The organism is Bacillus sp. FAU20 (genome assembly GCF_056033865.1).
Genome location: NZ_JBVYHY010000002.1, coordinates 1 through 11,364, shown reverse-complemented (window position 1 = coordinate 11,364; position 11,364 = coordinate 1). Strand labels below are relative to the sequence as shown.

The 11,364-nt window shown below is 31.2% G+C and carries 12 protein-coding genes and 1 pseudogene; 7 read left to right on the top strand and 6 right to left on the bottom strand.

Annotated features, from left to right (window positions below; genetic code table 11):
* Positions 1–114: 114 nt before the first annotated feature.
* A complete protein-coding gene (locus tag AC0OM3_RS00230) occupies positions 115–813 on the bottom strand; it encodes a CsxC family protein (RefSeq protein ID WP_074594091.1) in 699 nt (232 codons plus the stop codon).
* Positions 814–1,305: 492 nt separating this feature from the next.
* Positions 1,306–1,878, bottom strand: a complete 573-nt coding sequence (locus AC0OM3_RS00225; protein ID WP_474210977.1) for a tyrosine-type recombinase/integrase — start codon at positions 1,876–1,878, stop codon at positions 1,306–1,308.
* Between the two features lie 647 nt (positions 1,879–2,525).
* On the opposite strand from AC0OM3_RS00225, the gene AC0OM3_RS00220 reads away from it, so the two are divergent.
* The gene (locus AC0OM3_RS00220) at positions 2,526–2,672 is read left to right on the top strand and encodes a hypothetical protein (RefSeq protein ID WP_474210976.1); all 147 of its coding nucleotides are present in this window, start codon (positions 2,526–2,528) and stop codon (positions 2,670–2,672) included.
* Positions 2,673–2,860: 188 nt separating this feature from the next.
* On the opposite strand, the gene AC0OM3_RS00215 is transcribed toward AC0OM3_RS00220, so the two are convergent.
* Entirely contained in the window at positions 2,861–3,148 is a 288-nt protein-coding gene (locus AC0OM3_RS00215; protein ID WP_074594094.1) for a hypothetical protein, read from the bottom strand.
* Positions 3,149–3,241: 93 nt separating this feature from the next.
* Positions 3,242–3,439 (bottom strand): YXWGXW repeat-containing protein, encoded by a 198-nt coding sequence (locus tag AC0OM3_RS00210; RefSeq protein ID WP_074594095.1) that lies wholly within the window; start codon positions 3,437–3,439, stop codon positions 3,242–3,244.
* A gap of 451 nt (positions 3,440–3,890) precedes the next feature.
* Here AC0OM3_RS00210 and AC0OM3_RS00205 point away from each other — a divergent pair, with 451 nt between their 5' ends.
* The 6 genes from AC0OM3_RS00205 to AC0OM3_RS00180 all read left to right on the top strand — a co-directional run bounded on the left by AC0OM3_RS00205 (position 3,891) and on the right by AC0OM3_RS00180 (position 9,448).
* Positions 3,891–4,457, top strand: a complete 567-nt coding sequence (locus AC0OM3_RS00205) for a helix-turn-helix transcriptional regulator (RefSeq protein WP_074594096.1) — start codon at positions 3,891–3,893, stop codon at positions 4,455–4,457.
* A gap of 438 nt (positions 4,458–4,895) precedes the next feature.
* Positions 4,896–6,131 (top strand): plasmid recombination protein, encoded by a 1,236-nt coding sequence (locus AC0OM3_RS00200; protein WP_474210975.1) that lies wholly within the window; start codon positions 4,896–4,898, stop codon positions 6,129–6,131.
* A 262-nt stretch (positions 6,132–6,393) separates the two neighbouring features.
* A complete protein-coding gene (locus AC0OM3_RS00195) occupies positions 6,394–7,044 on the top strand; it encodes a MarR family transcriptional regulator (RefSeq protein ID WP_088338722.1) in 651 nt (216 codons plus the stop codon).
* Between the two features lie 627 nt (positions 7,045–7,671).
* Positions 7,672–7,818, top strand: a complete 147-nt coding sequence (locus AC0OM3_RS00190) for a hypothetical protein (protein ID WP_474210974.1) — start codon at positions 7,672–7,674, stop codon at positions 7,816–7,818.
* A 663-nt stretch (positions 7,819–8,481) separates the two neighbouring features.
* A complete protein-coding gene (locus tag AC0OM3_RS00185) occupies positions 8,482–9,090 on the top strand; it encodes a DUF3967 domain-containing protein (protein WP_474210973.1) in 609 nt (202 codons plus the stop codon).
* Positions 9,091–9,250: 160 nt separating this feature from the next.
* Positions 9,251–9,448, top strand: coding sequence for a hypothetical protein (locus AC0OM3_RS00180; RefSeq protein ID WP_074594089.1), 198 nt, complete (start codon positions 9,251–9,253; stop codon positions 9,446–9,448).
* Positions 9,449–9,662: 214 nt separating this feature from the next.
* Here the strand turns inward: AC0OM3_RS00180 and AC0OM3_RS00175 are convergent, their stop codons facing one another.
* A complete protein-coding gene (locus tag AC0OM3_RS00175) occupies positions 9,663–10,469 on the bottom strand; it encodes a CsxC family protein (protein WP_474210972.1) in 807 nt (268 codons plus the stop codon).
* 620 nt (positions 10,470–11,089) lie between these two features.
* Positions 11,090–11,293, bottom strand: a pseudogene (locus AC0OM3_RS00170) (tyrosine-type recombinase/integrase); the annotation flags it as partial.
* Between the last annotated feature and the right edge of the window lie 71 nt (positions 11,294–11,364).

Genomic DNA, 11,364 nt, shown 5'->3' with positions numbered 1-11,364 from the left:
TAAGTTTCACTCACTTTTTTCATTTTATTTTATAGTTTTTTTTAGGAGAGCATTAACGGATATTGGTGTTTTTTTCAAGTAGGTTGGTTTGAAAAATAAGAAGTTTTCTTTGTTTTAAATTTGTACTTGTTGTATTTGTAAAACTTTTAAATTAAGGTTTAATACAATTATTTCATGAAAAGTATTAAATGGTTCCTTTAAGTTTGTTAGACAAGGGGAAAAGTCTAATCCAACAAGTTGAGTACTGATTAATTCGCAATATGGTTGTTTGTTATAATAAACTGTATCTCCGAAGGAACATTTTTCTAAATGTGGTAAATCACCATTTTTAGGATAAATAAAATGAAATGTAGTATCTGAGGAAGAAGCTATTAAAGCTAAAGATAGAAAATCATCTTCTATTAGATCTGTGGAACCGGAAAATGGAACATTTACAATAGAATTATGTATAATTCTATTGTATTCATCATATACATACTCAATACTTTTACGGATAAACCCTTGTAAAAATAATTTAGCTTTTGTAACTAGGTTATAATCTGTACCTGGTATTGGAGTAAATGCTAGAGGAACTAAATCACCTTGTGTCAAAAATACGTTGTTTTTTAAGATACGTTTAATTTCAATTGCTGGTGGATCTAATGAAATATTAGATTCTACAACAATTTGAATTGTTCTTTCGGCTAGTATAACTGGCATTTGTACAAGCGGTGTTTCTGTGGTAATAATGGGTGTTTTAACTTTATTATTTAATGGTGTTTGAGTTTGTCCTACCACCTGACATGATGTATTAATTGGACGTTGTTCACTCATTTTACTTAGACTCCTTTTTAAAATTACTTTAGATTTTTAAAACTGTTCAATGTCAATGTATTAATTTTTTTCATTTATGTTATTCGTATCAATTTAATTTTTAAATAATACATAAAGATAATTAAATTTAAAATAATTGTGGAACAGTTTATATATATTAATTTGAATAATAAATCTTTTGTATATATTTAATATATTAGGGGGTACAGCCGAGATACGTGTAAAAATAGGTCATAGACTTATTTTTATTTCTATATGCGATTTATAGGGATTATAAATACCGTTTTGTCTATTATGGGTACACCCTAATCATCCATCTATTAGCTACTAAAAACATTTTGTTTCAACTGTATGATTAGGATGTATGATAATAAGTTGAAAAATAACAAGAAAATCCGTGATTATAAGTATGTTTGGAAATAAATATATGATTAACACTCAAAATTACATGTATCTCGGCTGTACCCCTAGATGTCGTTTTTTTGATAGATTTTAAATATAGAAATTATCAAGTATATTATCTTTTTCTTCTTTATTAATTCCAATGTATTTTAGTGTGATTTGGGGTGTACTATGATTTAGAATTCCTTGCAACATAGCTACATCTTTTGTTTGTTTATAGAACCAATAGCCGAAGGTTTTGCGCATGGTGTGAGTCCCGATGGATTCTATACCGGCAAAATCCCCGGCTTTTTGCAATTGTCGATAAGCTTGAATCTTACTAATTGGTTGCCCTCCTTTTCGAGAAGGGAATAACCAGATGCTTTTTAGTGTTTGGGCATAAGAGTATACTTCATCAAAAATAGAAGTAAGATTAATCATACGTTCTTTCTTCGTTTTTCCTTCTCTGATTTTAAATTCTTTTCGTTTTTTCCGTTTTAGTTTTATTATGGTTTGTGTTTCGAGTTGGAGTAGATCACTTACGCGTAGTCCTGTATGAATACCGATAAGAAAGAGAATATAGTCTCTTTCGGAACAGTGACGTTTAAGAGCCCATTTCATATCTTCGATCTGTTCTTTGCTACGGATGGGTTGGACATCAATGAGATGTGGTTTTTTGTTCATGGATTTTGACCTCTTTATTTATAGTGGTTTGAATGTATACTTTTATCGTATAAATTGAGGATATCAGTGGATTTGGTGATAAGTCAATGATTAAGGGGAAATGAATGTAAACTAATAATAAAAAGTTTACTTTGGAACTTTTTATTATTAATTGTATAAAATATCGTGAAATTAAAAGTGTATTAAGGTAAAAAACGGTATTTTTTTTCAGATAAAAAGCTTAGTAAAAACTAGGCTTTTTATTTAATTTATTTATATTTTACATAATAAACTCTTAAGTAAGCTGTTAATATTTTATAAGTGCTCGCATTTTTTATGTGATTTTACACATAAGAGGATTATTTTATGAGGAATAAATTATTATACATATTTTGGTTATTAGCTAAATATTATTATGTTGGGATGTAAACTGCTATTTTATTGAATATAGTTTAAGATTAAGGAGAGTGAGGTTAAATATGGCACGCTCAATTCGTGTTTTTTACTCAAACATGCAAGGGGTATCACGGCAGAATTTTAACTGGCCCCCCATTACTAAAAAGTCAGCGGTCTTAATTACAGCGGCACAGTTTTTTTGGCCTGGTGGCATTGGAGGACTTGAGACTATTCGTCCGCATCTTGGCGCAGCGAGTATTTGGGTATCCAATGTGGGAGCTCATGATCCAGAAGGTCCAGGAGGTAGTGGGTCCGGTGGTGTAGAGTTTCTCCTTCATGTGGACTCGAATACACCAATAAATGTTATGGTTACTATTACGGTACTCGACGATATTGAGCAATATCACCGAATAGATTAGCGGTTTTTTATTTAAAGTTAATGGGATATTTATCTGAAGATGAAATTTATGCATAATTGATTAAAAAAACAATTTTATATGTGAAGATTTTTGAATTACCAAACATAAATACCGTATTAAATTTAATACGGTATTTATGTTTGGTAATTTTGGTTTAATAATTTTTATTTTTAGTTATTTTTTTCTTATTAGGGTTGATGAGGATCACAAGGGTGTTCTTCATCAATTAATCCCCAGTAGGGTCTTCTCACTTTTACACTATTCCATTGATGACCATCCCAATAAAAATGCGAATAAATTGGTACCCATCTAAATCCTTCTGGTGATTTTCTTGGAGGTCGTTCAGGTAAACAATCTTGACGATTATCATAGACAGGGGCATTATTAGTATTAATATCAAATTGATTTTGTGCAGTTAAATAATTTGGAATTTGAGGTGTTTGATAGTAATTGTTATAAGGATATTGTATTGACATAACAATTCTTCCTCTCATTTTAGAGATTTTTAAATTAATTTTTTATAACGTTTTTTTTAAAAAATCATATATTAATTTTAGTAAATAATTATATCAGTTGTGGTTTCCCCAATGCCCTGGGTGCCAGTTCCAATATGATTTGTACAAATCCCAATGTCCTGGATGCCAAGACCATTGACCTTGGGTACATACTCCATGATGACATTTAGATGGATGGTAATCCCAATGTCCTGAATGATAGTATGGATGGGCTGGATGGTAATCCCAATGTCCAGCATGCCATGTTGTCATAAAAATCCTCCTTTTGATATAAAACCTGTTGTATATGCAATCAAAATATATTATGTGTTAAAAAATAGTAGGATAGTTGTCTAAAAAAAAATGGGTATTAGCTTATAAATGCTGGCGGTACCCCTTTATTAAAAAGTTTACTTTAAAAGTAATAAAAAAGAGTCCTATGTTTATGGGATTCTTTTTTATTCTTTTGATAATATTGTATTAATTAAATATAGATGATAGTTTAGTGAGAGTTTATATATTTAAAATTAATGATTTCATAAAAGTGGATGATATAAATTTAAGTTTATTTTGTTGAGCATTAAGACCTTAACAATCGTTGATAAATAAGGTGTTTAAACGATGTATAAAGCCTTTTGACATATTAAAATTAACTTTTATAAAGATATTTGCTATTTATAAATTATTACCTTGAACTATTTTGGATGTAGAAGGAGCGAGCGAAATGAATCTTAGTAAACAAATTAAAAAATATCGAGATAGGGAAGGGTTTTCTCAAGAAGATTTAGCTGAAAAAATTTATGTTTCTCGTCAAACCATTTCAAATTGGGAAAATGAAAGAAGTTATCCTGATATTCATAATTTATTGCTTCTAAGTGTTCTTTTCGATGTTTCTTTAGATGATTTAGTTAAAGGGGACATGGAAATGATGAAAAATAATCTTCAGCAAGTTAAATTCAATAAGTTAGGACAAGTAATGGCTATATTTTTGATTTTAGCTGTAGGATCAATAGGGTTAGCGATTAAATTTTTTGGTAATGTAGGTTTAATTATTCCATTTGTTTTTTGGGTAATTGCTATGACAGCTGCTATTAAAATTGACATAATCAAGAAGCGTGAAAATATAAAAACATACTCTGAAATTGTTGCTTTTATGGAAAATAAAGATGTGAAAGCGGAAAGAGACAAGCGCGATAAGAAAAAATACATCATTCAAAAAACGTTGATTGTTGTAGGGGTTGCGTTGGTTTCAGGAATTATTGCTCTTTTGAGTTTTTCGATATTTTTATAGGAAAAAATTTTTCAATATTATTGTGTAAATACAAGACATGATTAGAAATATAGAATATTATGTTGGTCAATCAAAACGGACCTAGTGAAACGAAGGGAGTATTTGACTTGACCAACTGAACGAAACCCAGACCCTCTTGGCACTGAACAAACTATTGTTTGTTCCTGCCAACCGGCGAGGGAGCCCCTCAAGGATTGAGGGGTTGGGGAGTTCGATTGATGGGGTCTGGGGAAGAGTTCCCCAGTGGGTTTGGGCAAAGCCCAAGGTTTTGTTTTTGCCACATGAAATGTGGCTCGGCAAAGCCGAAAAGCGTCGCAGACCCCTATCGATTTTGATGCTTTAGCGTCAAAATACGTATAGGGTTACGTTAATTGACACAATTTCGTCGCCTTGCTAGACTAATTGTATCAATTAATCTAGAGGAAGTGGTGGCACTTTATGTTGTTTTCTATTTCATTTAATCAATCTCACCAAAGTTCATTAAGCCATAATAACAGAGAAAACATTCATGGGAATCCTGGCATAGATCCATCCAGGTTAGAAGAGAATATCTACTTTGTTCAAAAGGACATCCAAAGTGTATACAAGGATGTCTTTCAAGAAGCAGTAAATAAGTATAACGAGAAACAAAAACGTAATGATCGCAAAATTAAGGATTATTATGACAAGATAAAAAAAGATACAAAGACACATGAGCAACGAGAATTGATTGTAGCGGTTGGAGAGGGTAAAGATGACCCAAAGTATAGGGAAGCTAAAAAAGAAGCGTTAAAACAGTATGCAGAGGCGTTTCAAGGGCGAAATCCAAATCTAGCAGTCTATAACATGGTATTACATGATGATGAAGCAAATCCGCATTTACATATTAACTATGTACCGAATTTCGAAAGTAGTCGAGGATTAACGAGGCGTGTCGGAATGGATAGAGCCTTGCAACAACAAGGCATACAAGGAAAAGGGACGGAGTTAATTGCGAATTGGAGACAATTAGAAACGGCCTATATTGAATCTTTGGCTAAAGAACAAATTCCGAATTTTGAACGTGCGAATGTTGGTTCACATAAATATATGAAAGTCCGTCAATACAAGGAATATGCTGAAGCTGTTTCTAACATAGAGAATCAAATTACAGAGATAAGCAAGAGATTGCCGGATAGTAAGATTACACTAAAGCCCAAAAAGAAAGAGATCAAGACGGAGGTAAAGCCAAAATTAATTGGTAAACCTGAAATCATTGAAAAAGAAACAGGTAATTATGTTTTTTCACCAAAGCAACTCGAAAAAGTAGAAGAATTGATAACTGCAGCAGTCACTGTAAAAAAAGATTACGAGCGTTTACAGAATACGGACTTGGTAAAAGAAAATAAGGAATTGAATCGTCAAGTTGATAGTTTGTATGATTCTTTAAAAGAATCTCAAAAGATAAATTTGAAGTTGAAAGAGGAAAATAGAAAATTAAATACTGAAATAGGCTCATTAAAAACTCATATAAAGGATTTGAAGGAGAATATAAGAGTTTTGTATCAACAGACGAAAAAAGCTTTTAAAGAGAAATTTAAGGTGTTTAGAGGGATTATTAAAAATGAATTGGATAGCAAGGGAATAGATAATCAATTTGAACGTGAACATAAGAGAGAAATAAGTAAACATCGGGATTTTGATAGGGAAAGATAGGATTGATAATGATGAAAGCATTGAATTGTATGAGCTTGAAGAAGAAAAAGAGGATTGAATGTTGTGTTTTTGCAAGAGATGGAAAGCTTTAACAAGGTGTTTCATGTTATTATAGAGAAAGACGTATAAACGAGAAAAACCGCTCTAGCTTTGGTCGGCGAGACGGTTTTTCGTACTAAGGTTGGAATCAACCATTTATATATTCTATATACATTCTAACATATAAAAGTTGATTCCTTCCACTAAGGGAGAGAATTATTTTATGACAAAAGTTGTAGATTTTGGACAAGCTGAAAAAAAAGCGAAAATAAGAGATCGTAAGATTGATAGTATTTATGACCAGTTGCAAGCCGGTGGTTATTCAGAAGAAGAGAAGTCAATGCTTTTGCAGTTGTTAAGTAAGGCGACTGGTGGGGAAGAATATTTCATTGGTAAAAAGAAAAAGCCTACGGATAGGGTGAAATTTGTGCAAATGATTACGGATAATTATAATTACTTAGCAAAAATAAACTATCTTACAAATGCTGAAAAGGCTTTTTTAATGGATTTAGTACCTTATGTAGAATTTAAAACGAATATTCTTGTAGAACGAGCAAATGAAGAAAATGAATTTGATTCAGATAATGCTACTCCTAGTTATTTAGCAAAAGAATTAAAGAGAGATCGTTCAAGGGTTTCAATGATGATGAATTCTTTAATGGAAAAAGGAGTATTGGCGGTTGCCGAATCTGGAATGACAACAGAAGATGGACGTATTTGTACGAGTCGTACATGGTTTATAAATCCTAATATTATGTGTTGTTCTCCAAAAGATGGAGTAGACAAAGCTACACAAAGAATTTTTAAGAAGTCTCTTAAAAATTTTATTGCTGAAGATGGTAAAAAACATAAATTACCAGTTTATTTATTTTAGAAATGAGAAAAAAGATGTCATTGACATCTTTTTTTTTGTGTGTTTTCCCATTTTTTAGGTGTTGCTTTTTTGCAACACAGGTGTTGCTTTTTTGCAACACCCTATACCTTATAAAGCCTTGATATTACTGGTTTTTTTTATTTTGCTCTTCTCACTCTTATATATAGGGCTAAAAGTTCCGCAAGGAACGGGTTGTATTTTTGAGAAAACCACTCAAAAATCTCCACCCTCAGAATCAAAAAAGTCGGTTCGTTTATCCTCACCTAAAGGCTATCGCCTTTTCTTTTTGATTCTTGTCCTTGCAAAACTTTTTTCGGCGGGTTTTTAGCTTTCGCCAAGCCGAACAGACCAAAAACGGGGTTAAGTTGCTCGACTTGGATCAATAATTGTACCCGCCGAATCGCCAGTTCTTCCGTTCAAAATATTTTTCTTTTTCTATATGAAATTAACGCTATGTGGGGTTTCGCCCCCACACGACGAGCCAGCACTCACACCCAAAAACAGGGGGGGAAACCTACACAAATGCAAATAAAAAAGAAAGATCATCAAGTTGTTATATTGCGAAATTACTGGTAAATAGGTCTGCATACTCTTTGACAGGCGTAGAAATCACCTCCTGTTATTTGCATGCAACGAGCAAAACAACTTGGTCCAGATGAATATGACATGATTGTAGGAGGATTTGAGGACATTTCTACTGGTCCTGGACCAGTTATTGGTATTGGAATTTTTGGTATAGTTGGGCAAGGTTTTACGGTACATTGTTGTTTATAATAGCAAAACGGTCTATTTCCAAAGTAAACACAGTGAAGTACTGGAGAACAATTTATACAATACATTGTTTTTTCTCTCCCTTTAATTCATATATTAATCTAAGTGTAAGTTAAGGTTGTATAAGGTATTTTAAAAATTTTACATAGTTATTCAAATTATAGATTATGAGTAGTTTATCTAATATGATTGGGTAGTTTAAGTTTTCATTTGTCTATGTAGAAACCAATATCTTCCCTCCTTACATAAAAAAAGCCCTCCAAAGTTGAGCTGGAGGGCTTTTTTGTTTACATAATTCTCGTTATCGGTAGCAAATATTTTGATAGAATCCTTGTATTTATAGGGATCCTTCTTTTTTCGTCTATTTATTTGGTATGCAGGATTTTATACATCTTTGATGTAGCGGGGATTCTAGGGATCTCCGCTAATCTTTTTTTGTATAAAATCTTGTATATAGAAAAAAGATTTTGATGTGGGTATCGAGATATAACGAGTATTTATTTTTAAAATTGATATGTGTTCCTAAGTTTGGGTCTGTAATATGAATTATACAAATTACTCATGTAAATATTATGGGAGTTAAGAATTTGAAACAAGTGATACGTGAATTATTAGGAAAAAGGGTATATCATTGCTATAGCGAATATATTTTTGAGGTGAGACGCTATGAAGACGCTATATAGTCCTGGCGACGTGGCAGAGCAATTAGGTATTCAATCTAGCACATTACGTAAGTATGCTGATGTACTTGAAAAAGAGGGTTATACTTTCATCAAGAATGAACGTGGGCATAGGAAGTATAGAGAAAGTGATGTAATGGTGTTCCGTAAGGTTATAAATTTAAAGAACGACACAGACATGACATTAGAAAACGCTACAAAGCAAATAGTATCATGGAATCAAGGTGTTGAAGTATTGCCATTAGAGCGACATGAAATTGAGCGCTATGAAGAACCTGATTTCAACGCTACACCGCTACAGGCGATGATTCAAGAGCAAAAAGAAATCATTGAAAAACAAAATTACTTGTTACAAGAATTAAACAAACGTTTAGCCGAGCAAGATCAGAGATTCGCACAAAGAGAATCAGAGTTATTGAGCGCTATACAAACGATACGGGAATCCCAAACACTTATAGCGATGAATACTAACGAAGACGTAGCGAAGAATCAAAGAAGTGATGAAATGCTTATGCAAACAATAAGGGAAGTTCAGGAAGTTAAGAAGATGATTGCAGCAAGTAAAGATAAGAAATGGTATGAGTTTTGGAAATGATTTTTTGAAATTTAATTAATTATCTCTTGCTACCTCTAAAAAATATAGGTAAATGAATAGAAAAGTAAAGCTTAGAGTTATATGAGAATTTTGAGTTTTTTGGGATACTACTGATAATTTGATTTTATATGAACTAAATTTTAGGAAGAAGGAATTGAAAATGAATAAGAAATGTCCTAATTGTGGTTCTAGAGAAATCGGGCAAGATTCGTTAAATGCCCAAGCATGTTTAAGACTTATTAATACGAATAACCTTTTTAATCAATTTTCAAGAGTGATTGCTGATGTTTGCACAGAGTGTGGTAACATTTTATCTATGAAAGCTGAACATCCAGAGTATTTTAAAGTAGATAAATAAAAATTACTGATAATAGAGATTATTTGAATGAAAAATACCTTTAGAAGGAATATCTGAAGGTATTTTTTTATAGATTTTGAGATACATTGACTGCTGATAATATAATGTTATGTAAATAAAAGAAAGGGGGATTTTTTTAGGATTCCTCTTTCTTTTATAATGCATGAAATGTGAAAAATAATTGATTTACTTTAAAAATATTACTTTTTTTATTTTATCCGATTTGTACTTGTTGAGTTTGTAATACTTTCAAAGTAAGATCAAGAACAATTTTTTCACGTAATTTGTCAAATTCTTTCTCAGGATATTGATCATAATATTGATCATAATATTTATCTTGATATTTATCTTGATATTTATCTTGATTTCTGTCCTGATATTCATCATGTTTTGAATCATAATGAACATCATATGATGAATAATCGAGTTCATAAAATTCTGCACTAATTAATTCACAATATGGTTGTTCATTATAGAAAACATTATTTTCAAAGAAGTATTTGTCTAGACGAGGAACATGATTCTTTTTCGGATTAATGAAACGAGCTTTATTTTCCGAGCCAAAAGCTATAATTGGGAAAGAAAGAAATTCATCAGCAGTCAAATCAGCAAAACCAGAGAATCGAACTTTTGCAATTCGATCATGAATTACGCCATTGCAGTATTTAGCAGCGTATTCAATATTTTTACGAATATAACCTTCTACAAACAATTTTGCTCTTGTTACTTGAAAATATCCTGTTTCATTAATTGGTTCATATTCAACAGGTACTAGTTTACATTGTGTTAAAAATACATCTTTTAACACTCTTTTAATTTCCACTGCTGGTGGAGAAAGTGGAATTTCTGCTTCTACTACAATTTGAAGTGTTCTTTCTGCTAATACAACTGGGATTTTAATTCTTGGATTGTTTGTAAGAACAGGCGTTGCCTCAGTATCACTGAGTGGAATCCGCGATTCTGATTTAACTTTACAATCCTTATTTTTATGATTATCTCGTTTATATTCTTTTTCACTCAATTTAAAAAAACCTCCTTATAGTTTATGTTTTGAGTGTGTTTATACTTTCTTTAACATGTTATGGAGTGTATTTATATGTGTGAAGGCATGTATAATAGTGATTTTTCTCATTTTTAAACAAAAAAACAGATTAGAGTAATAAAATCCATGTTTTTCCTATTAATTTTGTTTAGTATATATTTTTAAAAAAAAATATTGTTAGACTCTTTTATATTTAAAAGAAATAGATAGTACTAAATAAAATTCATTAGAACTATTTTGAATAGGAAAGCACATCTTATAGTGTGGAACAAGCATTGGATACTTGTTTTACGCTCATAAATTTAGTTTTTTTGAAAGGAAAGGGGACCTACTAGTAGATCCCCTTTTTTGTATTAAATAGATTCATATATATTATGTTATTTTTTCCCTCTTTTGTTATATTTATATATTTAAAAGTAAAAATATTAAAAATACACAAAAAAGATATTTATTATGAATATCTTTTTGTGTATTCTGTGAGTTGTTTATCGGAGAGAACATATTTGCCATTCCTGATTTTATTTTATGAAATTATTTTTTAAAGGTGTATGTAATTTTGGATTGTTTGGTTTAACTATTTGAGTTACATTTTATATGTTTTAAATATGAAATGAATCTAGGAAATTATCTTTTTCTTCTTTATTAATTCTAATGTATTTCAGTGTAATTTTTGACGTACTGTGGTTGAGTATGTCTTGTAACATAGTTACATCTTTTGTTTGTTTATAGAATCAATAACCGAAGGTTTTGCGTATAGTGTGGGTCCCGATAGAATCTATATCCGCAAAATCTCCGGCTTTTTGTCTATTGTTAATAATAACATTGAATTTTTAACACTATAGATGTTAGTTAAACATATATTGTAGTATTGGGA

Coding starts and splice junctions, on each gene's coding strand:
- AC0OM3_RS00230 (WP_074594091.1), bottom strand. CDS start 813: ATGAGTGAACAACGTCCAATTAATACATCATGTCAGGTGGTAGGACAA.
- AC0OM3_RS00225 (WP_474210977.1), bottom strand. CDS start 1,878: ATGAACAAAAAACCACATCTCATTGATGTCCAACCCATCCGTAGCAAA.
- AC0OM3_RS00215 (WP_074594094.1), bottom strand. CDS start 3,148: ATGTCAATACAATATCCTTATAACAATTACTATCAAACACCTCAAATT.
- AC0OM3_RS00210 (WP_074594095.1), bottom strand. CDS start 3,439: ATGACAACATGGCATGCTGGACATTGGGATTACCATCCAGCCCATCCA.
- AC0OM3_RS00205 (WP_074594096.1), top strand. CDS start 3,891: ATGAATCTTAGTAAACAAATTAAAAAATATCGAGATAGGGAAGGGTTT.
- AC0OM3_RS00200 (WP_474210975.1), top strand. CDS start 4,896: ATGTTGTTTTCTATTTCATTTAATCAATCTCACCAAAGTTCATTAAGC.
- AC0OM3_RS00195 (WP_088338722.1), top strand. CDS start 6,394: ATGACAAAAGTTGTAGATTTTGGACAAGCTGAAAAAAAAGCGAAAATA.
- AC0OM3_RS00190 (WP_474210974.1), top strand. CDS start 7,672: ATGCAACGAGCAAAACAACTTGGTCCAGATGAATATGACATGATTGTA.
- AC0OM3_RS00185 (WP_474210973.1), top strand. CDS start 8,482: ATGAAGACGCTATATAGTCCTGGCGACGTGGCAGAGCAATTAGGTATT.
- AC0OM3_RS00180 (WP_074594089.1), top strand. CDS start 9,251: ATGAATAAGAAATGTCCTAATTGTGGTTCTAGAGAAATCGGGCAAGAT.